The organism is Caballeronia calidae, assembly GCF_900044055.2.
In the GTDB taxonomy this organism is placed as follows: Bacteria; Pseudomonadota; Gammaproteobacteria; order Burkholderiales; family Burkholderiaceae; genus Caballeronia; species Caballeronia calidae.
The window spans coordinates 31,016-57,155 of the sequence record NZ_FCOX02000042.1; the positions used below are offsets into that span (position 1 = coordinate 31,016).

Annotated in this window: 22 protein-coding genes; 15 read left to right on the forward strand and 7 right to left on the reverse strand. The window is 64.6% G+C overall.

Annotated elements, in window-relative coordinates; genetic code table 11:
• Positions 1 to 3: 3 nt before the first annotated feature.
• Complete coding sequence (locus AWB78_RS29295) at positions 4 to 1,425, reverse strand: UbiA family prenyltransferase (RefSeq protein ID WP_062609876.1); 1,422 nt, start codon at positions 1,423 to 1,425, stop codon at positions 4 to 6.
• A gap of 262 nt (positions 1,426 to 1,687) precedes the next feature.
• On the opposite strand from AWB78_RS29295, the gene AWB78_RS29300 reads away from it, so the two are divergent.
• The 5 genes from AWB78_RS29300 to AWB78_RS29320 all read left to right on the forward strand — a co-directional run bounded on the left by AWB78_RS29300 (position 1,688) and on the right by AWB78_RS29320 (position 7,713).
• Complete coding sequence (locus AWB78_RS29300) at positions 1,688 to 2,542, forward strand: glycosyltransferase family 2 protein (protein WP_062609878.1); 855 nt, start codon at positions 1,688 to 1,690, stop codon at positions 2,540 to 2,542.
• Positions 2,539 to 3,519: an NAD-dependent epimerase/dehydratase family protein gene (locus AWB78_RS29305; RefSeq protein WP_062609880.1), complete on the forward strand. Its 981-nt coding sequence runs from the start codon at positions 2,539 to 2,541 to the stop codon at positions 3,517 to 3,519. Before AWB78_RS29300 ends, AWB78_RS29305 begins: the two co-directional genes overlap by 4 nt.
• Positions 3,520 to 3,701: 182 nt before the next feature.
• Complete coding sequence (locus tag AWB78_RS29310) at positions 3,702 to 4,727, forward strand: MraY family glycosyltransferase (protein ID WP_062609882.1); 1,026 nt, start codon at positions 3,702 to 3,704, stop codon at positions 4,725 to 4,727.
• A 16-nt stretch (positions 4,728 to 4,743) separates the two neighbouring features.
• The gene (locus AWB78_RS29315; protein ID WP_062609932.1) at positions 4,744 to 6,642 is read left to right on the forward strand and encodes a polysaccharide biosynthesis protein; all 1,899 of its coding nucleotides are present in this window, start codon (positions 4,744 to 4,746) and stop codon (positions 6,640 to 6,642) included.
• A 15-nt stretch (positions 6,643 to 6,657) separates the two neighbouring features.
• Positions 6,658 to 7,713 (forward strand): glycosyltransferase family 9 protein, encoded by a 1,056-nt coding sequence (locus AWB78_RS29320; protein WP_062609883.1) that lies wholly within the window; start codon positions 6,658 to 6,660, stop codon positions 7,711 to 7,713.
• Here the strand turns inward: AWB78_RS29320 and AWB78_RS29325 are convergent, their stop codons facing one another.
• From AWB78_RS29325 to AWB78_RS29335, 3 genes are all read right to left on the reverse strand, one after another.
• Positions 7,714 to 8,637: a LysR family transcriptional regulator gene (locus AWB78_RS29325; RefSeq protein WP_062609885.1), complete on the reverse strand. Its 924-nt coding sequence runs from the start codon at positions 8,635 to 8,637 to the stop codon at positions 7,714 to 7,716.
• A gap of 104 nt (positions 8,638 to 8,741) precedes the next feature.
• Complete coding sequence (locus AWB78_RS29330; RefSeq protein WP_062609886.1) at positions 8,742 to 9,329, reverse strand: phosphatase PAP2 family protein; 588 nt, start codon at positions 9,327 to 9,329, stop codon at positions 8,742 to 8,744.
• A 42-nt stretch (positions 9,330 to 9,371) separates the two neighbouring features.
• The gene (locus AWB78_RS29335) at positions 9,372 to 10,430 is read right to left on the reverse strand and encodes a GlxA family transcriptional regulator (protein ID WP_062609888.1); all 1,059 of its coding nucleotides are present in this window, start codon (positions 10,428 to 10,430) and stop codon (positions 9,372 to 9,374) included.
• A gap of 305 nt (positions 10,431 to 10,735) precedes the next feature.
• On the opposite strand from AWB78_RS29335, the gene galU reads away from it, so the two are divergent.
• On the forward strand, positions 10,736 to 11,698 hold the full coding sequence (galU, locus tag AWB78_RS29340; protein ID WP_232477932.1) for a UTP--glucose-1-phosphate uridylyltransferase GalU: 963 nt from the start codon (positions 10,736 to 10,738) through the stop codon (positions 11,696 to 11,698).
• Between the two features lie 76 nt (positions 11,699 to 11,774).
• On the opposite strand, the gene AWB78_RS29345 is transcribed toward galU, so the two are convergent.
• Complete coding sequence (locus AWB78_RS29345; protein ID WP_062609889.1) at positions 11,775 to 12,227, reverse strand: GDP-mannose mannosyl hydrolase; 453 nt, start codon at positions 12,225 to 12,227, stop codon at positions 11,775 to 11,777.
• Between the two features lie 1,155 nt (positions 12,228 to 13,382).
• Here AWB78_RS29345 and AWB78_RS29355 point away from each other — a divergent pair.
• The 5 genes from AWB78_RS29355 to AWB78_RS29375 all read left to right on the forward strand — a co-directional run bounded on the left by AWB78_RS29355 (position 13,383) and on the right by AWB78_RS29375 (position 21,103).
• Entirely contained in the window at positions 13,383 to 14,381 is a 999-nt protein-coding gene (locus tag AWB78_RS29355) for a GlxA family transcriptional regulator (RefSeq protein WP_062609934.1), read from the forward strand.
• Positions 14,382 to 14,526: 145 nt separating this feature from the next.
• A complete protein-coding gene (locus AWB78_RS29360) occupies positions 14,527 to 16,056 on the forward strand; it encodes a mannose-1-phosphate guanylyltransferase/mannose-6-phosphate isomerase (RefSeq protein WP_062609893.1) in 1,530 nt (509 codons plus the stop codon).
• Between the two features lie 140 nt (positions 16,057 to 16,196).
• Complete coding sequence (locus AWB78_RS29365; protein WP_062609895.1) at positions 16,197 to 17,576, forward strand: undecaprenyl-phosphate glucose phosphotransferase; 1,380 nt, start codon at positions 16,197 to 16,199, stop codon at positions 17,574 to 17,576.
• A gap of 50 nt (positions 17,577 to 17,626) precedes the next feature.
• Positions 17,627 to 18,781: a polysaccharide biosynthesis/export family protein gene (locus tag AWB78_RS29370; RefSeq protein WP_062609936.1), complete on the forward strand. Its 1,155-nt coding sequence runs from the start codon at positions 17,627 to 17,629 to the stop codon at positions 18,779 to 18,781.
• A gap of 87 nt (positions 18,782 to 18,868) precedes the next feature.
• Positions 18,869 to 21,103, forward strand: a complete 2,235-nt coding sequence (locus tag AWB78_RS29375) for a polysaccharide biosynthesis tyrosine autokinase (protein ID WP_062609897.1) — start codon at positions 18,869 to 18,871, stop codon at positions 21,101 to 21,103.
• Between the two features lie 58 nt (positions 21,104 to 21,161).
• On the opposite strand, the gene AWB78_RS29380 is transcribed toward AWB78_RS29375, so the two are convergent.
• Positions 21,162 to 21,488, reverse strand: a complete 327-nt coding sequence (locus tag AWB78_RS29380) for a hypothetical protein (protein WP_062609899.1) — start codon at positions 21,486 to 21,488, stop codon at positions 21,162 to 21,164.
• Positions 21,489 to 21,727: 239 nt separating this feature from the next.
• On the opposite strand from AWB78_RS29380, the gene AWB78_RS29385 reads away from it, so the two are divergent.
• Positions 21,728 to 22,186: a hypothetical protein gene (locus AWB78_RS29385; protein WP_062609901.1), complete on the forward strand. Its 459-nt coding sequence runs from the start codon at positions 21,728 to 21,730 to the stop codon at positions 22,184 to 22,186.
• A 19-nt stretch (positions 22,187 to 22,205) separates the two neighbouring features.
• On the opposite strand, the gene AWB78_RS29390 is transcribed toward AWB78_RS29385, so the two are convergent.
• The gene (locus AWB78_RS29390) at positions 22,206 to 23,672 is read right to left on the reverse strand and encodes a hypothetical protein (protein WP_062609903.1); all 1,467 of its coding nucleotides are present in this window, start codon (positions 23,670 to 23,672) and stop codon (positions 22,206 to 22,208) included.
• 789 nt (positions 23,673 to 24,461) lie between these two features.
• Here AWB78_RS29390 and AWB78_RS29395 point away from each other — a divergent pair.
• The 3 genes from AWB78_RS29395 to AWB78_RS29405 are packed head-to-tail and all read left to right on the forward strand — an operon-like array spanning position 24,462 to position 26,112.
• Positions 24,462 to 24,908, forward strand: coding sequence for an ImmA/IrrE family metallo-endopeptidase (locus AWB78_RS29395; protein WP_157697664.1), 447 nt, complete (start codon positions 24,462 to 24,464; stop codon positions 24,906 to 24,908).
• 2 nt (positions 24,909 to 24,910) lie between these two features.
• Entirely contained in the window at positions 24,911 to 25,372 is a 462-nt protein-coding gene (locus AWB78_RS29400; RefSeq protein WP_062609908.1) for a hypothetical protein, read from the forward strand.
• Between the two features lie 44 nt (positions 25,373 to 25,416).
• The gene (locus AWB78_RS29405; RefSeq protein WP_062609910.1) at positions 25,417 to 26,112 is read left to right on the forward strand and encodes a dienelactone hydrolase family protein; all 696 of its coding nucleotides are present in this window, start codon (positions 25,417 to 25,419) and stop codon (positions 26,110 to 26,112) included.
• Positions 26,113 to 26,140: the final 28 nt, after the last annotated feature.

Below are 26,140 nucleotides of genomic sequence, written 5' to 3' on the forward strand. Positions count from 1 at the left end.
CGGTCAGATCGCGAGCCAGAACGCGACGCCGCACAGCGCGACCACCATCAGGCTCATGTGATCGCGCGCCGCGAACACAATGGGGTCGTCGTTCATCTTGCCGCGATGCGTGATGACCCATGTTCGGCTGAACCAGTACAGCATCAGCGGACAGACAATCCAGATGTACTGCGGATGTCGATAAAGCATCGTGGTGCGCTCGTCCTGGATATACAGCGCGAGCACGAGCACCGAGATATAGCCCGACGACGTCCCGAGCGACGATACGATGGCGAGGTCGCTCGCCATATAGCCTCGCCCTCGTGCGCCATCGCGTCCGGCCTGCAGCATCGCATGGAGTTCGGTGTAACGCTTGACGAGCGCGAGGCTCAGGAAAGCGAACATCGAAAAGGCCAGCAGCCAGAAAGTCAGCGGCACATGGATTGCCGCTGCGCCAGCGATGATGCGCGTCGTGTACAGCGCGGCGAGCACGACCACGTCGATCATCACCTGGCGCTTGAGCGCCAGCGAATACGCGAGCGTCAGCACATAGTAGCCGAGTAGGGCCGCGTTGAACTTCCAAGAAAGGAGGGCGAGCGAGATGGAAAAGGCGGCGGTGAGCAGGATAGGGCACAGCGCCATGCCCCAGATGAGCGGCATGGTGCCTGCGGCGAGCGGGCGCTTCCGCTTGACCGGATGCTGACGATCGTCCTGCAGATCAAGCAGGTCGTTGAGCAGATACACGCTCGACGCACACAGCCCGAACGCGAAGAACGCGAGTACGGCGAACCCGATGGCCGTAGGCGATTTCAGTTGATGCCCTGCGAGCAGCGGCACGAACACCAGCACGTTCTTCAGCCATTGATGCAGGCGCAGCGATTTGGCCCACACCTTGTGCGTCGGCTGGCGGCTCTCGAAGACCTGTTCGATATTGTCGTGCCTGGACGCCGCGCGGACGACGCCCGCATGCGGATTGACCACATAGGCGCGGTCGGCGGCAGCCCACACGGCGATGTCGTCGTGCGAGTTGCCCACGTAGTCGAAACCCTTCTCGCCATACTCCGCGACTAGCCGGTCACGCTTTCTGTGCGCCGACAGATTGACCTGCTCATCGGTGGCGAACACGCGGTCGAAGATGCCGAGATGTTCCGCGATTCGCTGCGCGAACGACTCGTGGCTCGCGGTCGCCAGCGCGATCGTGCGGCCCGCGGCGCGCATTTCGCGCAGCCAGCTGACGACTTGGGTGTTGTACGGCAGCGTCGCGACGTCGATGCTCACGTGCTCGGCGAGCCGCGATTTCAGCACGGGCTTGCCGCCGCGCGACAGCCATTGCAGCGGCTTGTAGAATTTATGCGGAGACAATCTCAAGAACGCGAATCCGCTCTCGACGAGGATGTCGGAGTGAATCAATGTGCCGTCCAGGTCGACGACGATGGGCTTGTTCATACAATTCACGAAAGGTGATCGGTTAAGCCCACAGCGCGTCCGGTCCGAACGAACAAGGGAATCGGGACGATTCCAGGCGCGGCAGAACACTCCACATGCCTGCGGAATTTAGCACAATCTGTAACACGATCGGCCCGTCTTACCGCCCACTGCGCCGCGCCGCGCAGTTGCCGAAACCACCGACATTGAGGACAATCTTGGCGTTTTCCACTTGTCGATGCGGTCCGTTTTCCTATCGTGGCGCGGACGCCCTTTTTGTCCGATGAACGCGAAACCACCGCACAGCCAATCGGCGAATCAGTCCGATCCCGCCATCACGCTCAGCATTTCGATCGTGGTCTACCGGCCCGATGCCGCGCTGCTCGCGCGCACGGTGGAAACGCTCGAATCGGCGCTTGCGCAGCTGCACGACGTCGCCGGCCGCCCGTGTCTGTATCTGATCGACAATGGCAACGCGGGCGAGCTCGCCGATTTGCCCGTGCCCTCCGATGCCGAGTTCGACACCGTGGTGCTGAAGGGGCACGGTAACGTCGGCTACGGGCGTGGTCACAATCTCGCGATCGAGCGCGCGACCAGCCGCTTCCATCTGATCCTCAACCCGGACGTCGAACTCAACGCCGATGGCCTGCGCCGCGCGCTCGCGTTCCTGCGCGACTCGCCGCAAACAGGTTTGCTCGCGCCGTGGATCGGTGGCGACGACGGCCGCCAGCAGTATCTCTGCCGCCGCTATCCGTCCGTGCTGGACCTCTTCGTGCGCGGCTTCCTGCCGTCCGCGCTGCGCAAGCCGTTTGGGCGGCGTCTCGCGCGCTACGAGATGCGCGATGTCATCGGCGAGTCGAATATCGTGTGGGATCCGCCGATCGTGAGCGGCTGCTTCATGCTCTTCAGGACCGACGTGCTCACGTCGCTCGGCGGCTTCGATCCGCGCTATTTCCTGTACTTCGAGGACTACGACCTGAGCCTGCGCACGCGCCGCGTCGCGCGCATCGCGTATGTGCCGACCGTGCGCATCCTGCATCACGGTGGCGGCGCGGCGAAGAAGGGCTCCACGCATATCAGGCTCTTCGTGACGTCCGCGTACCGGTTCTTCAACCGTTTCGGCTGGAAGTGGCTATGAGTGACCTTCGCCGGCGCATCGCGATCACGGGCGCGAACGGCTTCGTCGGCCGCGAGGTGAGCCGCGCGTTGCTGGCGCGCGGCATCGCGGCGACCGGGCTCGTGCGACGCGACGCGCAGTGCGAGCCGGGCGTCGACGTCCGCCATATCGACGGGCTCGACGCCATCGCGCCGGACGCCTTCGCGGGCTGCGACGCGGTCATCCATCTCGCCGCGCGCGTCCACGTAATGAGCGACACCGCCGGGCATCAGAGCTCCGAAGCGCTGCTGAACGCCTATCGCGCGGTCAACGTCGACGGCACGCTCGCCGCCGCCGACGCCGCGCGGCGCGCGGGCGTCACGCGTTTCGTCCTGATGAGCAGCATCAAGGCGCTCGGCGAGAGCGATCCGGGCCGCCCTTTCACGGAAGACGACGAGCGCAATCCGCCCGATGCCTACGGCGTCTCGAAGGCCGAAGCCGAGGTGCAACTGCTCGAATTCGGCAGCCGCACCGGCCTGGAAGTCGCGGTGGTGCGGCCGCCGCTCGTGTACGGCCCCGGCGTGCGCGCCAACTTCCTCGCGATGATGAACGCCATCGCGCGCGGCATGCCGCTGCCGCTCGGCGCGATCGACGCGCGGCGCAGTCTCGTCAGCGTCGCGAATCTCGCGAGCGCGACCATCGAATGCGCGCTGAATCCCGCCGCCGCCGGCCGCGTATTTCATGTGACCGACGGCTACGATCCGAGCGTCGCAGAACTCGCGCGCAAGCTCGGCGAGCAACTCGGCAAGTCCGCGCGGCTCGTGCCGGTGCCGGCCGCGCTCTTGCGCGGCGTCGCGCGCCTCGCGGGCAAGACGGCGCAGATCGATCGTCTGACGGGCAGCCTGCGCGTGGATTCGCGCCGTATCCGCGAGGCGCTCGGCTGGCAGGCGCCGCAATCGCTCGACGAAGGTCTCGCCGCCACGGCCGCGTGGTTCCGAACCGCGCGTCGCGAAGGCTAAAATACGCGCTCGTTCAACGCCGGCATCGCACGACAAAGACGCATCCTGTCGCCGCGATTGTTGTTAATCGTCAGATATTTACAATCAGATTCGACGAGCGTTCGCGTATGCTTCGGGGTTTTCCCGAAGCGACGAATTGCCAGAACGATCAGGGCCTCGTTTCGACAACTCGATAACTCCGCATGCTGCTTTCGTATTTTGAAGCTTCGCCGCTCGTGGCCGCGACGTCGTTCGCGGTACTGGCGTTCGCCGCGTGCGCGCTGATTCTTCAGACGCTCATCCGCACCGGCCTCGCGTGGCGTCTCGCCACCGATATCCCCAACGAGCGCTCGCTGCACGAACGGCCTACGCCGCGCGTCGGCGGCTGGGGCGTCGTGCCCGTCGCCGTGATCGCATTGCTGGTCGCCGCGCCGTCGATGTGGCTCGTCGCCGTATGCGCGGTCTTTCTCGCGGCCGTCTCCCAGATCGACGACCGGCGCGGGTTGCCCGCGCGCGTGCGCTTTGCGGCGCATATCGTCGCGGTGGCGGTCGTCATCGTCGCGCATCCGGCGGACGTGCCGTGGTGGGCCCTCGCGCTGGTCGGCTTTCTGATGCTGTGGCTCGTCAATCTCTATAACTTCATGGACGGCTCGGACGGGCTCGCCGGCGGCATGGCGCTCTTCGGCTTCGGCGGCTATGCGTTCGCGGCGCTCGCCGGACCCGCGCCGCAAGCCGGCCTCGGACTCGCGAGCCTGGCTATCGCAGGCGCGGCGGCGGGCTTCCTGACCCTCAATTTCCATCCGGCCCGGATTTTCCTCGGCGATGCCGGGTCTATTCCCTTGGGGTTTCTCGCCGGCGCATTCGGCTACTGGGGCTGGCAGCGGGGCGTGTGGCCGGTGTGGTTTCCGGCGCTGGTGTTTTCGCCGTTCATCGCGGATGCAACGGTCACGCTGTTGCGCCGTCTCGCACGCGGCGAAAAATTCTGGCAAGCGCACCGGGAGCATTATTATCAGCGCATGGTGCGCCTCGGGATCGGGCACGCGCGCACCGCGCTCGCGTGGTACCTGCTCATGTTGGCAGGCATAATGCTCGCCAACTGGGCGCTTCGATTTTCATTCGCGGGGCAGTGGGCGGCGGTAGCGGGCTGGGCAGTCGTGGTTGTGGCAGCGGGCGCGGTGGTCGACGCGCGTTGGCGGCGTCACGAGACGCGCCATTCCGAACAATCTTGAGAGTCCGAGCTGAATGATGAATCGAATAAAAGCATCGTGGCTATCGGCGGGCGCATTCCTCTTCGATCTGGTCGCTGTCGCCGGAACCTGGGTCGCCGCTTACGTGATCCGCTTCAACGGCGCCGTGCCGCACGACTTCCGCCACGGGGCGCTCCTCGCGCTCTTCTGGGTGCTGCCGGTCTACGCCGTGGTTTTCCGCGTCTTCGGTCTGTATCGCGGCATGTGGGTGTTCGCGAGCCTGCCGGATCTGATGCGCATCTCCAAGTCGATCATCGTGGGCGCGCTCGTCGTCATGGTGGGCGCGGTGATGTCGCAGCCGACGCCCATCATCCCGCGCTCGGTGCTCATCGTTTCGCCGCTCCTGCTGTTCCTCGCGATGGGCGGTGCGCGCGCGCTCTATCGCGCGGGCAAGGAGTTCTATCTGTACGGCGGGCTCGTCGGGCAGGGCAAGCCGGTGATCGTGCTCGGCGCGGGCACGGCGGGCGCGATGCTGGCGCGTGAGCTGTCGCGCTCGAGCGAGTGGCGTCTCGTCGGCCTGCTCGACGACGATCCCGCGAAGCAGGGCCGCGAAGTGCTCGGGCACAAGGTGCTCGGCTCGTTTAGCGACCTGCCACGCTTCGCCGAGCAATTCAAGACCGACTACGTGATCATCGCGATTCCGTCGGCGTCGGTTGAGGAGCAGCGCCGCGTCGCCACCTTGTGCGTGCGCGTCGGTGTCAAGGTGATGGTGCTGCCCGCGCTCAGCCAGCTGACGGCGGGCGAGGGCGGCTTCCTGTCGCGCGTGCGCCAGATCGACCTCGAAGACCTGCTCGGCCGCGAGCCGGTGAAGATCGACATGCCGCACGTCGAGAAGCTGCTGCATGGGCGCGTCGTGATGGTGACGGGCGCGGGCGGCTCGATCGGCTCGGAGCTGTGCCGCCAGATCTTGCGGTTTGCGCCCGCCCAGCTGATCGCCTACGACCTCTCCGAATACGCGATGTATCGGCTCCTCGAGGAGTTGCACGAGAAGTTTCCGGAGTGCTCGGTGATTCCGGTCGTCGGCGATGCGAAGGATTCGCTGCTGCTCGATCAGACCATGGCGCGCTTCACGCCGCACATCGTCTTCCACGCGGCGGCCTACAAGCACGTGCCGCTGATGGAAGAGCAGAACGCGTGGCAGGCGGTGCGCAACAACGTGCTCGGCACGCTGCGCGTCGCGCGTGCGGCGATTCGTCATGACGTGCGTCACTTCGTACTGATTTCCACCGACAAGGCCGTCAACCCCACCAACGTGATGGGCGCCTCCAAGCGTCTCGCCGAGATGGCGTGTCAGGCGCTGCAGCAATCGGCGCCGCGCACGCAGTTCGAGACGGTGCGTTTCGGCAACGTGCTGGGCAGCGCGGGCAGCGTGATTCCGAAGTTCCAGCAGCAGATCGCGAAGGGCGGGCCGGTCACGGTCACGCATCCGGAGATCACGCGCTTCTTCATGACGATTCCCGAAGCCGCGCAGCTCGTGTTGCAGGCGTCGAGCATGGGGCGCGGCGGCGAGATCTTCATTCTCGACATGGGCCAGCCGGTGAAGATCGTCGATCTGGCGCGCGACCTGATTCGTCTGTACGGCTTTTCGGAAGAGCAGATCCGCATCGTGTTCACGGGCCTGCGTCCCGGCGAGAAGCTCTACGAGGAACTGCTCGCCGACGACGAAACCACCACGCGCACGCCGCACCCGAAGCTGCGCATCGCGCAGGCGCGCGGCGTGCCGGATCATTTCATCGACGAGCTTCTGCCCTGGCTCATGCAGCATCGCGTGCTCGCCGACGAGGAAGTGCGCCGCGACCTGCGCCGCTGGGTGCCGGAGTATCAGACGGCGATGTTGCCCGTGCTGCAAAGCGTCGCGGCGGGGCAGACGGCGCGCGAGCGCGGCGCGGCGGGCTGACACGGACGGTCACGCATGACGACGCTCGACGAAGTTCATGCGCTGACCCACGCCGGATCGCTGTTGTCACGAAGCGGCGAGATCGTCGCGCCGTACGATCTCGAAGTCGCGCACGCCGGTGCATCCGGCTGCTGCACGTTGCCCGCCGCCATCCTGAACGCGGGCCGCGAGCCCTTCGATGCCGACTATGCGCGCGCGGGCCGCGTGCATCTCATCAACGCATTCGGCGTCACGCTCGGCGATTCGATCATCGGGCTTGCGGCGCTCGTCGCGATCAAGCGCCTTCATCCGCATCTGGCTTTCACGATCTATCGACCGGCGCACGCGCCGCGCTACGTGCAGCGTCTCTACGAGCTTGCCGCTCATCTGGGCGAAATCGTTTATTTACCGGTGCCGCTCGCGCGCCTTCCCGTCGATGAATTGAAGATCGACATGGGCAATCAGCTTTTCTGGCCGCGCTTCGCCTCGATGCCGATGATCGACTTCTTCCTGTGGGCGCTGGGCGTCGCGCCCGAAAGCATCGCCGCCGACGACAAGCGCAATCACTGGCTCGCCGATGTGCCGCTTGCACCGATCGCGAGCGAGCCCTACGCGCTCTTCTGTCCCGACGCGAGCACGCCGGTGCGCAGCATTCCGGCGTCGGTGCGCGCGCGCATCGTCGCGCGTCTCGCCGATGAAACCGGTCTTCCGGTGCTGGGCTTCGGCGCGGTCGATCATCCGCGCTATCGCGACATCGCGCCGCTTTGCGCCGACACGGACGATTTCCTCGCCTGGATCGGGCACGCGCGCTATCTGGTCACGGCCGACACGGCGGCGCTGCACGTCGCGGCGGGCTTCGACGTGCCGACGACCGCGTTCTTCTCGACGATTCCCGCGTCCATGCGCGCGCGCGATTACGCGAACTGCGCCGCGGTGGAGATGAACCTGCCGCATCTGCGCGGCATGCATGCGAGCGCGCGGCCCGCGGACCTGGACGCGCTCGAGCGCGCGTACCTCGATTACGGCGCCGACACCTTTCGCGCGATGCCTTTCGCGCGTGGCCCGTCGCATGCCGCACCGAGCCTTGCGTGATCAGGCCGGCTTGCCGTCGACCTGAAACGACGGCAAGCGCGCATACAACTCCGCGACCCAGTCGATGAACACGCGCACGCGGCGCGGCTGATGGCGATTGGCCGCGTACAGCACCGACACCACACGCGGATACGACGGATACTCTCCCAGCACTTCCCTGAGCGCGCCGCTCTTCAAAAGCGGATCGAGCGTATAGCTCGAGCTCTGAATCAGCCCGAGTCCCGAAACACCCGCGGCGATATACGAATCGCCGTCGTTCACGGCGATCTTGTGCTTCATCGCGACCGTGCGCGTCTCGCCATCGACGACGAATTCCCAGTTGCGCACGCGCCCCGAGTTGTTCAGCACGTAGCCGACGGCGAGATGCCGGTCGAGTTCATCGAGCGACGCCGGCTCGCCATGCGTTTCGATGTATCCCGGCGACGCGCACGTGATCTGCGTATACGCGCCGATGCGTTTCGCGACGAGCCCCACATCGCCGACCGCGCCCACGCGCACGACGCAATCGACCGCTTCCTCGACGAGATCCACCTGCCGGTCCGTGAGCAGCAGCTCGACGCCGATATCCGGATACGCCGCGAAAAATTCCGGCAGTGCGGGAATGATCGTGTTCTTCGCCATCACCTGCGGCAGGCTGACTTTCACGTTGCCCTTGGGGCTCAGCTTCGAATGCGAGAGCGACGCTTCCATGTCGTCCACTTCGCCGAGCACGCGCACGCAGCGCTCGTAATAGGCTTCGCCGTCTTCCGTGATGCTGATGCTGCGCGTCGTGCGATTGATGAGGCGCGCGCCGAGATGCGCTTCGAGCGCCTGCAGCGTACGCGAAACGCTCGCGGGCGGCAGGCGCAGGGCGTCGGCGGCTTTGGAGAAACTCCCCGCTTCGACGACTCGCGCGAAGACTTTCATTGCAAGGAAGCGGTCCATGCTCGGAGTCCGGAAACGTGATCGCCCGCTTCGAGGCGCGCGCGAAGATCACGATCATACTTGGGATCGTCCGCGTGCGCGCCGCAAGTGAGCGGGCGGTGGACTCAGAGTCCGAGTCCCTGGCAGAGCCAGCCGGAGTAGTGTTCGATCATCCGTTGAAACGGCGCGTGATGGCCGTAGGCGATCGACGAGACAGCGAGCAGCCCCGCGCCCGCGACGAGCGCGCGCGGCATCTTGCGCGGCTCTTCGAAGACACGCGCGAGGAACAGCGCGGCGATGGCCGCGCCGAGCACCCAGCCCGCGACCACTTCGGCGGGCGTGTGCGCGTCCTGCATGATGCGGCTCGCGCCGATCGCCGCTGCGAGCGCAAGCCCGCCCGCCGCGCCGAGCCGATACCACCCGCCGCCGAAGCCGCCCATCAGCAGCCCGCCCGCCACCGTATAGATGGATGCGGCGAGCATCGTGTGGCCGCTGATCATGCGCAACTGGATCGTGGCGATTTCGAAGCCGCAGCCCGCGTAAAGAATCTTCGACAGTCCGACGAACCCCATGCCGATGCCGAGCAGGATGCACCAGCGTAGCGCGAGGCGCATGTCGACCGAGCGCAGCCAAAGTGCGCAGACGAGTGCGAGCGGGAGCACAAAGGCCGCGTCGCCGAGATTGGAAAGGATCCAGAGTACCTTTGATTCCATGCGTATCCGTTATAGGTGACGCGCGGGCGCGACCGAACCCGCTTATGAGCTGTCGCCCTGTTTTCGGCGGTCCGCCATCCGGTATTCGGTGGGCGAGATCGACAGCCGCTTGCGAAAGATCTTCGCGAGACCATCGCCGCTGCCCGCGCCGCAGCGCCGCGCGATCTTGTCGACCGGAAGATCGGTCGCGGACAGCAGCATACAGCTCGCATCGAGCCGCGCGCGCAGCAGATATTCCGAAGGCGTGAGCCCGATCTGCGCCTTGAAGCGGCGCAGGAAATTGCGCTCGCTCATCGCGGCGACGCGTGCGGCATCCGTGATCGAGATCGGCCGCACGTAATTCTCGCGGATCCAGCGCGCGGCCGCATCGATTTTCTGGCGCACGCCGCCGCCATCGGTATCGTCGAGCACGGTGGCGAGCTTTTGCCAGGCGCCGGGAATGGAGCGCTCCGACACCTCGCGCGCGACCGCCGCGCCGTGATCGCGCTTGACGATCGACAGCGCCGCCGCAATCGGGCCCTTGGGATCGTCGAGCGTGAGCGTCTGCTCGGCGATGAAAAGCGGGTTCGTCAATGTCGCCGTCAGCGCGCGATCCGCGGACTCGCCGGCGAAATCGAGCGAGCGGTTGCGCACGCTCAGATTGGTCGCCGCGAGAATGTGCGCGCCTTCGCCGATCGCCTTGATGAACGGAATCTTCGGCGCCACGCGGCCGAGCCGCTTTCGCAGCACGGCGTCGTTGCGCGCATGCCGCGCACCCACCCCGCCCGCGATGAAGAGCGCGTCGCACTCGTTCATCCAGCGCGTTTCGAGACTTTCGGTCCAGATGCGCATCGAGCAGCTGCTCGCGACGCTGCCGCCTTCGCTCGACACAAACAGCAGTGAATAGTTCGGGGCCTCGGTGCGCTCGCCGGCATCCGCGGGCATGGGAAGCTGGTTGGCGAGCGAGAAGACCTCGGAGATCGAACTGACCTCGACGAGCGAGAAGTCCTCGAAGATCAGAATGCCGATCCGTTTCGCCGCGCGGGCCGTGCCTGCGGACGGCGTGTCGGGCGCGACCGCGCGCACGACGTGGAGCCTGCCCGTACCATTGGCGTACACCATCGACTTCTCCCTGTGCGGGTCGGGGCGGCGTTTTTGGCGCCGCGGCCCGGCCCATCCATGAAGGAACGCAAGTAACGGGAAAGTGAGTCACATGGGTCGCACTATACGCGGCGACCAACAGCCGCCGCGCCGGGAGTCCGAATTTGACGAAGTGTTGGCAGATGATTTCGATATTCGAGGAATAAGCTCGTACCGTTCGTGTCGTCTGACGAAACCGGGCGATGTTTTTCCATCAGAAGAAGCGTGTACGAACGCTCCACGACGCGTCGTGCCCGCCTTCTGCAACCATCAGACGAGGATGGCCGATGTTGAAAGTACGCAAGGCGGTATTCCCTGTCGCGGGCCTCGGCACGCGATTCCTTCCGGCGACGAAGGCGAGCCCGAAGGAGATGCTGCCGGTCGTGGACAAACCCTTGATTCAGTACGCGGTCGAAGAGGCGATGGCCGCGGGCATCACCGAAATGATCTTCGTCACGGGACGAAGCAAGCGCGCAATCGAAGATCACTTTGATAGATCCTACGAGATCGAAGCCGAACTCGAGGCGCGCGGCAAGGAGAAGCTGCTCCAGCTCGTGCGCAGCATCAAGCCGAGCCATGTGGACTGTTTCTATGTGCGTCAGGCCGAGGCGCTCGGTCTCGGGCATGCCGTGCTGTGCGCGGAAAAGCTCGTCGGCAACGAGCCGTTCGCGGTGATCCTCGCCGACGATCTGCTCGACGGCGAGCCGCCCGTGCTCTCGCAAATGGTCAGCGTGTTCGATCATTACCATTCGTCGGTGATCGGCGTGGAGGAGATCGACCGCAAGGACTCGCGCTCGTATGGCGTGATCGAGGGCAAGCCGTGGGACGACGGTCTCTTCAAGCTCTCGCGGGTGGTCGAGAAGCCCGAGCCGGCGCTTGCGCCGTCGAACTTCGGCGTGGTCGGCCGTTACGTGCTGATGCCGCGCGTGTTCGACTTGCTGCGTCAGCAGAAGCCCGGCGCGGGCGGCGAAATTCAGCTAACCGATGCAATCGGCGCATTGCTCGATCAGGAACAGGTGCTTGCGTACCGTTATCGCGGCCAGCGCTTCGACTGCGGCAGCAAGCTCGGCTATCTCAAGGCGACGGTGGAGTTCGCGCTGCGTCATCCGGAAGTGCGCGACGATTTCGAGCGCTATCTGCGCGCGCAGTTCGGCGTGACGCAGGAGCCGCTGATCGAAGCGCCGGCATCCGATGCAGTCGATGCGATCGATGCAGACGACGTGGACGAAGACACGACGGCCGACGCATAAGCTTTCCTGGCGGGAGGACGGGCGGCGCGCAGCGATGCGCGCCGTTTGTCTTTTCGGCGCGCGTTTCTTATCGGGATCAGCGGAAGTAGGCCTTGGTGTTCTCGTGCACGTCGTCGCGCGCGAGCAGTTCGTCGGGGAGAAGCCACAGGTAATCGCTGTGCTGATCGAAGCGGCCGATCGGCACGGTGCCGCTCAACGTCATCGTGTAGGCGAGCACGACGTAATGCGTGCCGATGCCCTCGGCGCCCGCGAAGTTGTCGTCGTAGTGATGTTCGTAGACGCCGAAGAACCGTGACGCCGAACGCTCCGCGCTCGCGACGCCGAGCTCGTTCTTGACGATGCGTCTGAAGGCGATGTCGAGCGATTCGTCCTTGTCGATGCGCCCGCCCGGCACGAACCAGGTGCCTTGCGCCGGCCTGTTGCGCCTGTGGCCGACCAGGATGCGCCGCTTTCCGTCGGTGACGATCAGATCGATCGACACCAGCGGCGTGAGCCGCACGACCGTCAGGAAGTCCGCTTTGCTCAGCATCGCCGCTCCATGATGACGCACCAGGCCAAACGATGCTTCGTGCGCCGCCGCATGACCGTGCGCACGCGCACGCGGCGGCGTGCTTCGTCGGATGGATGCGGGATGCGGTGTCGCATGTTGCGAACATGAACGCATTCGGGCGGCCCGCCCGGCGACGGCGAGCCGAATTTCACGAGTGAAACATGCGGGGACGTGTCAGTTTCGCTCGTCACGCCGTGACGGGAGCGGCAAACTTGACCGGTCGCGGTGGCGCGTTGCCGACGCAAAACTTCCACGCAGCAATCCGCGAACGTGCACGCGAATTTAAGCGCTTTCTCCCGATCATTGCAAAACGCGGATGCGGGGCTTGGGAAAATGGCGACAAAACGTGCGCTGCCGCAAAAACCCTAATACGCGACGCCCCGCGATTCTCGTGCAAGTCCCCGGCACAGGCAGCTTCGGCGACGGAATGCACTTCCCGCATCGCAGCATCTAAAGTCATATGAAAGCACCGCCTCTTTCGTTTGAATAAATGATTAATTGGCGCATGGAAAATCGTACGTGGAATAAAAATCGGATTAAGCGAAAACCGAAGTTGATTATCGGGCGATCTAATTTCGTTGATTAACTGCCTTTGTAAATATCGATTACACGGAGTTTGAAAATGTAACGGCGGAACCAAAATTTGCCGATTTGCCGGATGCACATTACCGATGCAGCCGGATTCCGTGTTTCACGAATGAATCAATTTGTTTGGTCTGACGAAGCGTAGGGCCGGGCGCAGGATCCTTACAGGGCCACGCCCCGCGGCCCCTCGACGGTGTGGCTGTCCGATCCGGCAGGCCTGCTTCCGGCGCGCACTAGCGCCCGGCGCGAGGCTTCGTATGACAAATGTATTTCCGTATTACATCGCCGAAAATTCGCTTTACGGAATTTGGGGAGGGATATCAATGTGCGCTCACCCTCACAGCGGAACAGATTTTGTGGTTCAGGCGCGAAAATATAGAGCACAAAAAAGATTGTCTGCTTATTATTCAAGCCAGCGGATCGAATCCGCCATCAGTTCGTTCCAATCGGTCACGGCAACCCGGCGAAGTTCGGGAAAGTTACTTGATGCGCCGCAATGGCCGACCAACTCTTCCGCGCCTTCCAGGAAACAAGCAGCAGAGGATGACCATGCCTTACGCCAATCTAGAACCCGCTGTCACGGGTTGGATGCCCCCCGCGACGAGAGCGTCGCAAACCGAGGTCCGACAGATCGCGATCCTGCTTTTCGACGGCTTTTCCCTGCTCGGCGCGGGGATCGTCGCGGAGGTCTTCCACATGGCGAACGAGTTGTCGTCGGCGAAGTCCCGGGCGGACTGCAGCTACGACGTGCGCTTTCTGTCCGTCGAGGGCGGCAATGTCGCGTGCTCGTCGTCGGTGCGCGTGTGGACCGACGGGCTCGACGCGCGCCATTACGGCGGCTTCGATGCGCTCTTCGTCGCGGGCGGCCGCGGCGCCGAGGATGCCGCGAAGGACGATCGCATCGTCGAGTGGCTGCGCCGCGTGCAGTCGAAGACCACGGTCGTTCGTGCCATCTCCGAAGGGCGCAAGGTGCTCGACGCCGCAGGCATCGGTCAGGCGCAGGAAGCGCAGCGCTATGGCAACGCGATGATTCATCTCGTGCGTGACGAGCAGCAGGGCGATGCGGGCGACCGTTACGAATCGATGAAGGGCGCGCTCCTCATCGTGAAGCGCGATCTGGGCATCGACGTGTCGCGCAGCGTGGCCGAGCGGCTGATGCCCGGCTCCGCCGCGAAGCTCGTGTCGATTCTCGGCGACAGCGGCGCGGCCTCCGCAGGCGACAAGATCCGCGCGGCGGCACGCTGGTTGCAGGACAACTGCGAGCGGCCGATTTCGGTCGTCGATGCGGCGCAGGTGGCCGCGATGAGCGAGCGCAACTTCCTGCGCCGCTTCAAGATCGAAATGGGCATCACGCCGTCCGATTACCTGCTGCAGGCGCGTCTCGCGGTGACGTGCGCGCTGCTGACCGAGTCGGAATTGCCGGTCGACAAGATCGCGCGCCGAAGCGGCATGGGCAACGGCGACCGGCTCGCCAAGATTTTCCGCAAGCGTCTTCTGATCTCGCCGACCGAGTACCGGATGCAGAGCAGGCGCGAGGCGAACGGCTGATCCGCCTGAAGTGTGAGGCGGGTCGCTGAAGCACCAACGATGGCGTAAAGCGTCGGACATTTGGCCGGACCTCAACGGTGTGGCACTTAATCATTCTCGGGCGGCATGGGCCGTTCGTATGAACATGCAGGCAGGAGTTTTCTCTATGACGAATGAAGCACGCACGAAAGGTGGGGTGGCGCAGGGAGCAGCAGGTGTGGAGGCGGGCCCGGCCGTGGCGGCCGGGCCTTGCCGACGCCTCGTCCCCGTCATCCTCGCCGGCGGCTCGGGCACGCGCCTGTGGCCGATGTCGCGTGAACAATTCCCGAAGCAACTGATCGGCGTCGTCGGGCGTGACTCGTTGCTGCAGGCCACGGTCTCGCGCCTGAAGGGCTTCTCGGGCGACTTCAAGGTGGACGGCGAGCCGATCATCGTGTGCGGCGAGGAGCATCGCTTCACGACGGAAGAGCAGACGCGCGAATCCGGCGTGAATGCACGCATCATCGTCGAGCCCGCGCGCCGCGACACCGCGCCCGCGCTCACGCTCGCGGCGCTCGCCGCGGTGAAGGACGGCGAGGACGCGATCATGGTCGCGATGCCCGCCGATCACTCCATCGCCGATATTCCCGCGCTGCATCGCGCGATCGCGATCGCGGCGGAGCATGCGGAGCGCGGCGTGATCGCGACGCTCGGCATTCCGCCGACGCGCCCCGACACCGGCTTCGGCTATATCCGCCTGGGCGCGGCGCTCGACGACGGCGCGCACAGCATCGACCGCTTCGTGGAGAAGCCCGCGGCCGAACTCGCCGCGCAATACGTCGCGGCCGGCACATATTGGTGGAACAGCGGTATCTTCGTCGTGCGCGCGAGCGTGTGGCTCGCGGCGCTGAAGCAGCTCAACGCCGACATGCATGCCGCGTGTTCGGCCGCCGCGAAGGAAGGCGAGGACGACGGCAAGTTCTTCCGTCCGCAGGCTGCGCAATTCGGCCGCGCGCCGTCCGACTCCATCGACTATGCAGTGATGGAGCACATCGGCACGCCGAGCAAGCCGTGCGACGGCGTGGTCGTGCCGCTCGTTGCGGGCTGGTCCGATCTCGGCTCGTGGGACGCGGTATGGGACGCGATGGACAAGGACGAGTCCGGCAACGTCGCGAGCGGGCGCGTGGTGTTCGAAGGCGCGACCTCGAGCTATGCGCGCTCCGAAGGCGGACGGCTCGTCGCGTGCGTGGGCACGACCAACGTGATCGTCGTGGAGACGGACGACGCCGTGCTGGTTGCGGACCGTTCGCGCGTCCAGGACATCAAGGGGCTCGTCGCGCGCATCCGCGAGCAGCATGCGCCCGAAGCGGACACGCATCGCAAGGTGCGCCGCCCGTGGGGCTTCTACGATTCGATCGAGCACGGCGAGCGATTCCAGGTGAAGCGCATCGTGGTGTCGCCGGGCTCGAAGCTGTCGCTGCAGATGCATCACCATCGCGCGGAGCACTGGGTCGTCGTGTGCGGCACGGCGCTCGTCACGCGCGGCGAGGAGCAGTTCCTTTTGAGCGAGAACGAATCGACGTTCATTCCGCTCGGCGTGCGGCATCGCCTGGAGAACCCGGGCAAGGTGCCGCTCGAGATCATCGAGGTGCAGTCGGGCAGCTATCTCGGCGAAGACGACATCGTGCGCTTCGACGACACGTATGGACGCAACTGATGTTCGCAAAGCAACGGCACGACGCGTAAAAACAGAAGAAACTTCTTTGCAGCGCGACTTTTGATCGCAAAAGACGGGTTGACGCGAGGGAGGAGACCAAAAGAGGCAGTACAGGGCTGATTGCGTTCCGGGGAAATGACATGCGCGATTTACAAGGATTGCTCGCGCGCCTGTTCGACGTCTTGATGATCGTCGGCGGCGCTGCGGTGGCATCGCAGATCAGGTTCGAGTACATCGAGGCTCACAGCTACTCGATGGCGTTCGTCGCATTCGCGGCGGCGTTCTCGCTCGCTCTCTTTCCCGGCTTCGGCGTCTATCAGTCGTGGCGCGGCCGCAGCAAGCTCCAGCTTGCCTGTCAGGTCTCGCTCGGCTGGCTCGTCGTGCAGGGCTGCGCGCTCGCGCTGATGTTCTCGCTGCATCGGCTCGATTACGTCTCGCGCCTCTGGTTCGCCTACTGGACCGCGATGTCCGGCGGCCTCATGATCGCCGGGCGTCTCATCATGCACGTGATCCTCGCGCGCATGCGCAATGCCGGCATGAACCTGCACGAGGTGGCGGTGGTCGGCTGCGGCAGACATTGCGATTCGGTCCTGCGCAAGATCGAACGCTCGCAGGACACGGGCTTTCGCGTGAACGCCGTATTCGATGCGGCACCCGGCAAGGCGCGCCTGAACACGCGCGTGCCGGTCTTCGATGACTTCGACGCCTTCATCGACTTCGTGCGCACGCGCAACGTGCACGAAGTATGGCTCGCGCTGCCGCTTTCCGAGGAGCGCACGATCCTGCGGTTCGTGAACGAATTCCGCAACGATCTCGTCAACGTGCGCTTCATTCCCGACGTGCGCAGCCTCGCGCTGTTCGAAAGCGGCGTCACGGACCTGCTCGGCCAGCCCGCGATCAATCTCGTCGCGTCGCCGATGTCGCAGTCCGCGCAGTTGCAGAAGGAAATCTTCGACCGCGTGTTCGCGCTCGGCGCGATCATCGCCATCTCGCCGCTGCTGATCAGCATCGCCCTCGCGATCAAGCTGACGTCGCGCGGGCCCGTGTTCTTCACGCAACGTCGCAAGGGCGCGGACGGCCGCGTCTTCACCATCTACAAGTTCCGTTCGATGCGCCTGCACACGGAACAGGCTGGAGTGCTCCGCCAGGCCACGCGCAACGATCCGCGCGTGACCCGCATCGGGGCGTTCCTGCGCCGTACCAGCCTCGATGAGCTGCCGCAGTTCTTCAACGTTCTGCGCGGCGACATGTCGGTCGTGGGCCCGCGTCCACACGCGCTCGAACATGACGATCTGTATCAGAAGGTCGTATCGGGGTACATCCATCGTTACCGGATCAAGCCAGGCATCACCGGCTGGGCCCAGGTCAACGGTTTTCGTGGGGAAACGGATCGGATCGAAAAGATGGAAGGACGCGTCGCTCACGATTTGTACTACCTGGGTAACTGGTCGTTCGGACTCGATATGAGAATCATCGCCGCAACGATCTTCAAGGGACTACGCCACACCAACGCTTACTGATGCAGGGGACGACCATCATGCACAACCAACAACAACCGGGCACCACCTCCATGGCCGCCAATACCAACGTGTCGCGCATCTTCCGCCTCACGAGCCTGGCTGCGGCAGCTTCCTTTTCCGTGATCCTCACGGGTTGCGGGCTCGCGCCGGGCATGCGCATGGAGACGCCGGCGCAGCTCGTCGAAACGTCGAATGACCAGGGCGATCCGGCGACCACGACCAACATTCCGATCACGACGATCGATGCTGCGCTCGTGAAGAAGATGCGCACCGCGCAGCCGTCTGCCACGAACGATCCGAACGCGGTGCTCTACGGCAAGCCGGGGCCGTACAAGCTCGGCGTCGGCGACGTGCTGCAGATCACGGTGTGGGATCACCCCGAGCTCGTCGCCGCGCTCGGCCAGCCGCCGAACCAGACGCGCACGTCGGACGCCGCGCCGGGCTTCGTCGTCGATGCGGACGGCAATCTGCAGTTCCCGTACGTGAACAGGTCGCTGCATGTGGCGGGCAAGACCGAGACGCAGGTACAGCGCGAGCTGTACAACGAGCTTTCGAAGGTCTTCGTGAAGCCGCAGGTGACGGTGCGTGTCGCGTCGTTCCGCGCGTCGCAGGTGTATATCGACGGCGACGTGCGTACGCCGGGCTCGCAGCAGATCAACGACATTCCGATGACGCTCACCGAGGCGATCGGCCGCGCGGGCGGATTCGCGCCGACGGCTGACCAGAGCCGCGTCACGCTGATCCGCGATGGCGTCACGTACAAGATCAACATGGCCGGCATGACCGCGAAGGGCCACAGCCCGTCGGACATCATGCTCAAGCCGGGCGACGCGCTGCGTGTCGATGCGCGCGACGAGAACGGCGTCTACGTGATGGGCGAAGTGACGCGTCCGGCCACGGTCATCCCGATGCGCAGCGGCAGGCTCTCGCTCTCGGACGCGATTTCGCAGGCGGGCAGCTTCAACGCCGAGACGTCCGATCCGAAGCAGCTCTACGTGATCCGCAACGGCCAGACCGACAACCCGGAGGTGTATCACCTGGATGCGCGCTCGCCGGTGTCGATGCTGCTCGCGAACAACTTCGAGCTGCAGCCGCATGACGTCGTCTACGTGGACAACAACGGGCTCGTCCGCTTCTCGCGCGTGTTGAACCTGTTGCTGCCGGCGATCAACGCGGGTCTGACGGCCGCGGTGCTGACGAAGTAACAGAAGTAAAGGCAGGCGTCTGACCGGCGCGCGCGGGGGCGCGCCGGAGAATTGTTCGACTTAAAAAATAGACAAGCGAGCGATACCATGGCGATGAACTTCGATAGTCGATACACGGACGTATCGACAGGCGACGAATTGCGGTTGTCCGACTATCTCGCGGCCGTGATGGGCAACTGGAAGCTCGTGACAGTCGTCATGCTCGCCGTGGTCGCGCTCGGAACCGCCTATGCATTCATCGCGACGCCGACCTACAAGGCGGACGCGATGATCCAGGTGGAAGAGGCCAGCAACAACACGAATACCAGCGCGAACGCCGGCGCCAAGACGGCGCAGCCCGTCCCGCAGATGCCGGAAGCGAAGTCGCTCACCGCCGCGCAGATCGAGCTGTTGCGCTCGCGCCTCGTCATCGACGACACGGTGCGGCGGCTGCATCTCGACATCGGCGCGTCGCCGCGTTCGTTTCCTGTCGTCGGCGGGCTGGTCGGCAGCGTGTTCTCCATGCTCAACAGGCCGGTGCCGCCGGGCTATCTGTCGCGCTTCGCATGGGGCGGCGAGCAGATCGACGTGCCGCTCTTCGAGACGCCGAAGGATCTCTACGACAGGAAGTTCACGATCGTCGCGGGAGAAAACGGCACCTACGCGCTGAACGCCCCGGACGGCGTCGCGATCCTCACGGGCCACGTCGGCCGCGAAGTGTCCGGCACGACCGCGCAAGGCCCGGTGACGTTGAAGGTCGACAAGCTCGTCGGCCATCCCGGCGTGCAGTTCGAGTTGCAGCGCTTTTCGACGCCCACCACGATCGACCGTCTGCAGCAGCGGCTGACCGTGGCGGAGACCGCATTGCAGTCGGGCATCATCGGCGTATCGCTGGAAGGTGGCAATCCGAAGCAGATCGCGGAGATCGTCAATAACATCGCGAATCGCTACGTGCAGCAGGATGCGTCCAGGCGCACGGCCGAGTCGGAGCATACGCTCGCGTTTCTGGAGCAGCAGCTGCCGGTCGCGAAGAAGCAGCTCGACGAAGCCGAACAGCGCTACAGCGCATTCCGCAACAAGCAGGGCTCGGTGGATCTCAACGAGGAAAGCCGTCTGCTCCTGCAGCAGATCGTCGACAACAAGACGAAGCTCACCGACCTCCAGCAGCAGCGCGCGGAACTCGGGTTGCGCTTCACGGCGAATCACCCTTCGGTGCAGGCGCTCGATGCGCAGATCGCCGCGCTCACCAACGCGCAGACCCGCCTTGGCAAGAGCGTGTCGACGCTGCCCGATACCGAGCAGACCGCGCTGCGCTACATGCGCGACGTGCGCGTCAACACCGAGTTGTACACGAACCTCGTGAGCAGCACGCAGCAGTTGCGCATCGCGAAGGCGGGGCAGGTGGGCAACGTGCGCATCGTCGATCTCGCGCAGGTCCCCGACGATCCCGTGCGCCCGAAGCGCGCGCTCGTGATCCTGATCTCGGCGGGCATCGGCCTCGTGCTCGGCATCATCGTCGCGTTCATCCGCAAGTCGCTCTATGGCGGCGTGGAGCGCCCGGAAGAAATCGAACGGCAACTCGGCACGCGCGTCTTCGCGATCGTGCCGCGCAGTACGCAGCAGCTTCGCCTGCAGCGCCAGGTCGGGCTGCGCCGGGAAGGGCTGCACGTGCTCGCCGCGCAGGCGCCGGAAGATGCCGCGGTCGAGGGCATCCGCACGCTGCGCACGTCGCTGCAACTGCAACTCGGCGATGCGCGCAACAACGTCGTGATGCTCACGGGCTCGCGCCCCGAAGCGGGCAAGTCGTTCCTTTCGGCGAACCTCGCGACGCTCGTCGCCTCGACGAGAAAGCGCGTGCTCCTGATCGACGGCGACATGCGCCGCGGCGACATCCATTCGCATTTCGGCGTGCGCCATTCGCCCGGCCTCTCCGACGTGCTGATGGGCGCCGACCCGATGAGCACGATCCTGCACGACGTGCTGCCCGGCGTCGATCTCATTCCAAAAGGCTCGCTGCCTTCGCATCCCGCGGAGCTGCTCGCGAGCGACCGGCTGGGTGAAATTCTCGGCGAGCTCAGGCAGCTCTACGATGTCGTCGTCATCGACACGCCGCCGGTGCTCGCCGTGACCGACGCGACGGTGATCGGCAGGCACGCGGGCACGAGCCTGCTCGTCGTGCGGCACGGCAAGAACCAGGTGCAGGAAATCGGCGAAACGATGAAGCGCCTGTATCACGGCGGCGTGCACATGAAAGGCGTGCTGCTCACGGATGTTCCGCAATCGAAGGTGTTGATGGGAAACACCTACGCCGGTTACTACGGCTACGAAAGCATCGCGGAATAGGGCATCGCCGCAGGGTCGAAGCCGGGGCGCGTCCCCGGCTTTTTCATTGTCGGCGAGTTCAATACGGCGACTTGTAGATGTCGCGCGCGCGCGCCGCGTTCGACACGGGCGGCTTCAGGCCCGGGGGCGCCGGATAGAGCGTCGCCGCTGCGCTTCGGGGCATCATCATCGACTTCGCGTCCGCGTTGCGTGCGCCCGGACGCAGCCGCGCGCCGCCCGCGGGATTCCCCACGTAGCCGTTCTGTTGCGCGAGCAACGCGTCCATCGACGATACGTCGCCGGCCAGATCCGTTTGCGCGTGCGCAGCGGACGCCGCGGCCAGCGCGCACGGCGCGAGAACGGTCATGGCGAGCGACAGGAGCGCCGTGCGCAGCTCGTGTTTCATGGATGCCTCCGGGTTGTCGCGGTCAGTCATCGGGTTTGAGAAAGCGGCGCTTTCGAAACGCTCCGGCCTGCGAGCCGCGCATGAGAACAGGATATTGCGCACCCGTGCGGGACGACGCCAAAAGTCATGCGGATACGGCCATTCGTGCCGGCGGGCACGCCATGAGGAGGCGTTTCCCGCGAGGCGCAGGCGGGCGTCGTTATAATCGCCGTCCGACCTGATTTTTAGGCTGTCCGCCCGTGAAAAAGCTCATCGCTCTCGCAGTCGCATCGATCGTCCTCACCGCGTGCTCGTCCGCCGAAAAGGAGCAGCAAAAGGAACGCACGTTCCTGCTCTCGCAGCAGTCGCTCGACACGGCGCAACGCAACGCGACCGTCGCATGCCGCGACGCCGCGCAATGCGACGCGGCCTGGAAGCTCACGAAGACTTACGTCGAGCAGAACTCGAAGGAACGCCTTACACGTGCCGACGATGCCGCGATCGAAACGGACGTGCCTTCGGGTTCCGGCAAGCCGGTGTTCTCGGCGACGCGCGTGGCCAACGGCAACGGCGCGACCATTTCGCTCTTCGCGCAATGCAAGGGCATGTTCGGCGACGAGCGCGCGCGAGGCTCCGATTTCGACGACTGCGCGACGAAGATCATCGCCGTGCAGAACGGTTTCGCGCCGTATCTGCGGGCGCATTTGCCCGCGCAGTGAACGACGCGCCAGGCCCGGATCAGGCGTAAGGCGTGAGCGAGCCGGGTTCCGGCGGTTCGCGACGTTCCTGTCCTTGCGCGAGACCGGATGCGTGCGACATGTCCGCCGGCAGAATCTCCGACAGCGACGCGTCTTGCGGACGCATCTCGGGCGGCGCGCCATAAAACGGATATCGATGCTGCGGCGTGTGCCCGGCCGCTTCGGCGTCGCGCATGTGCATCGCGTGCGAGATGCGCGCATACGACGCGACCACCAGACCCAGCGCGACGCCGAACACGAGCCCGGAGAAGCGGTTGCCGAGCGGATTGCCGCCGATGGTCGTCGCGGGCAGCGCAGCCAGCACGAAGAGCGCGCGCCCGAGCACCGGCAGATGGAGCGTGTCGGCCGCGCGGAGCCGCCACGCGCGATAGGCCATCGAGCCGCGCCAGAGCGCCCACAGAATTGCGATCGGCATCGCGAAACCGAACAGCACGCCGCCCGCGAACAACTGATACACCCAGAAATCGCGCCCGGCGCCCCATAGCCTGACCGCGGAGAAATCCGTGCTGCTGATCTGGCCGGCGAGATCGGGCAGATACGACGGCGCATAGCGATAGTCGTGTCCATAGCCCTTGCCGACGGCGATGGACAACGGCGATGACATCGTCTGATCGTACTGGTCCTTCATCTGCGCGAGACGCGTGACCGTGGCCGGGTCGCGGCCGGCCGGTACGTCCTTCACGAACGACAGGCGCTCTATCAAGTGCTCGGCGACCGACGGGAAGAGCGCGGCCGATGCGGCTGTCATCGCGCCGAGCAGCGTCAGGATCATCAATGCGCGCAGGCCCGCGCCGAAGAGCGGCTTGATCGACGGCGCGGCGAGCCACGCCGCGTACACGAACAGCAGCACGGTGCCGGCGAGCAGCGTGCGCGTCCCGTCGAACAGTTCGATGACGATGGTCGCGAGAAAGAGCAGCACGGCGGTGCCGGCGATTCGCTTCGCGAAGACGATTTCGTGAAGCAGCAGCCCTTGCAGGCACAGGAATGTGACCGGCACGCTTCTCAGGCTCGCGTTATCCAGCCCGCCGCTCATCGCGATGCCGATGCCCAGGCTGAACGCGAGCGATGCAATCATCGACCAGTACATCGCGCGCTCGATCTGCTCCAGCCGTTGCGGATCCCACGGACGGCAGCCGACGAAGAAGCCGAGCAGCATCAGTACGAACGGCAGGATCACGCGCGTGTAGTTGCCCGGGTCGTTGCCTTGCAGCAGGTGCGTGGCGACGCTGCCGAGCATCGTGAGCAGAAAGAGCGACGTGACGAACGTGCGCATGCGCGAACGGCGCGCGAAACGCGGCGCGATCAGAAGCATCGCGCAGGCCGCGCCCATCGCAGTCACGCTGAGCAGAATCTCGATGATCTTGCTGGCCGTCTCCGCGCCCTTGAAATCGAAGGCGAGCGGGAGCAGGCAGAGCCAGATCCAGACGACGGCGAACTTGTTGCGCATGACGCCCCCGGATACCCCGTATTTTTTCGGCGAATATATCAGCGGCCCCGGGTGCGCGCTTTTGCTGCGGCGTTTCGCGACTAGCCTTCGGCGCGAATGGACGGATGCGATTGTGGGCTGCGCCACGCTTCGTGTGGAGCGCTTCATCGATGCGTTGCGGCGAAGGCGCGCGCGCTTCGCCCTGTCCGCAAAGCACGGGATTCTGGCGGGCCGCCGCGGGTGGATCGACCGAAGATTGCATGGCCGGAAACCGCATTCCGGTGAGACCAACCAACATGCGCGATGCGCGTGCGCGCGCCGATACGAGGTATCCCGCTGTTTCGGGAAAGCAGGCCCACGAGGACGCCCGGCTCCGGCCGTGCGAGCCACACGACAACGAACGACCCTCGCAGAAGGGAAACGGCATGGGCTTGTTCGGCGCGACACGCATGCAAGGCCCCGATCGATCGATCACGTCGATTTCATCCGGGGACTCGCCATCATCGCCGAGGTGAGCGGTTGTCACGCTCGGGTTTCATTCCTGTCGCCGCGTCACTCGATGCGGGCGCGCGCGTGATTCTTCGCGTATCGAATGCGTTCTTGCCGCAAGGCATCTCGCGTCGTTTCTTCGCCAACCCCACGTTTTTTCTTTCGGCTTCGCATTAGCCATTCGGACGAGGTGCATGGAGACCGCCGCGTGCCCGATGATAGACTTCATCGCTTAAACGCAAAGGATGACGAACTATCCGCTGCGAGCAATGACTTGCTGATGGAGGGCAAACGATTATGCCGAGAATGGCGGCGCGGTACATGCTCTCGGAGCATTGGGATGGAAATCTGCCGGTCGATCCGTTTGCGATTGCGAGGGCCGCGAATGTGGTCGTGGAGCATGATCCGGAGATGGAGCGAAGGGAACTTGGGCGCTTCGAGCTTATAGACGGGCGGCCGCATATTTACACGAATTCGACTGAGCCGGAGTCGCGTATGAGGTTCGTCGTTGCTAACGAATTGGGGCACTTCGCGTTGAAGCATGGCAGGCGCTTCGTCGATACTTCGCGTCAATTCGCGCCCGTGCAACTGGACGAGATCGAGAATCAGGCTAACCGCTTTGCGCTCGAATTGTTGATTCCAGGCTTCGCGGTCAACATTCTGATCGAAAAGCAGAACGTCACTGACTTTATCCGGCTGACGGAAGCATTCGCGGTGTCACAACTCGCGATGAAGCTACGACTAAAAAAACTTGGATGGATTTATTGAGCATGGACGCGAAAGAGAAGAACTCAGCGTCAGAACGGGACGACGCATCGGATCTGTCGATAGTGGCCGAGCGCGAACAGCATGCGGCCCATCCGACGCTCATCGAGGAGGATATCGCCGATCGAAAGCAGTATCGTCAACTCAGGCAGTATGCTTTCTTCGGCGTGGCGGGAATCATCGCGACGCTGACGATATGGTTCGTCGTCTGGACCGGTTCCTTCGGTATGCGGCTGTTCTACAGCACGTACAAGGCCGATCCCGGCACGAGCGGCCTGCTTCTCACGCCGATCATCGTGATCGCGGCGCTGGTCGCGGTGCCCTTGCTCGCGCTGATCCGCTTCGTGTTCCGCGAGAGCAGCCGCATCGAAGACGACAAAAACGACCTGACGATATGGCAATTGCTCGTCAAGGAACTGTCCGACGTGCTCAAGACCTACCTCGGCCGAATCAAGGCCGCCGCATAATAGCGGGCGATCCACCTCGCAGCCCAACTCGAAAGGAGACTTCTGTGTCCGACATGCTCAGCATCTCAACGCCCGACGGCAATTTCGACGCCTATGTCGCTTATCCCGCGCAGACGCCCGCGCCCGCCGTGGTCGTCATCCAGGAGATATTCGGCATCAACGCCGACATGCGCGAAACCTGCGACGAGTACGCGCGCCAGGGCTATGTCGCGCTGTGCCCCGACCTGTTCTGGCGGCTCGAGCCGAACGTCGAGCTCACCGACAAGACCGAAGCCGAATGGCAGCAGGCGATGAAGTATTACACCGCGTTCGACGTGAACACGGGCGTCGAGGACATCGCGGCGACCATCGGCTTCGCGCGCGGTCTGTCGCAGGTGAAGGGCAAAATCGGCTCGGTCGGCTTCTGTCTGGGCGGCTTGCTGTCCTTTCTGACGGCCGCCCGCACCGATGTCGATGCATCGGTTTCCTACTACGGCGGCGGCACGGACCAGCATCTCGTCGAACTGCCGAAGATCAAGGTGCCGCTCATGCTGCACCTCGCGGAAGAAGACGAGTTCATTCCTGCCGACGCGCGCAATCGCGTGCTCGCGGCGGTGCAGGGGCACGCGAACGTGGAGGCGTTCACGTATCCGGGCTGCCATCACGCGTTCGCGCGCAACCAGGGCGTACATTACGATGCGGCCGCCGCGCAACTCGCCAACGGCCGCACCGCCGAGTTCTTCAGGAAGCACCTGACGTAACGTGCAAATGAAAACGCCGCCCGAAAGA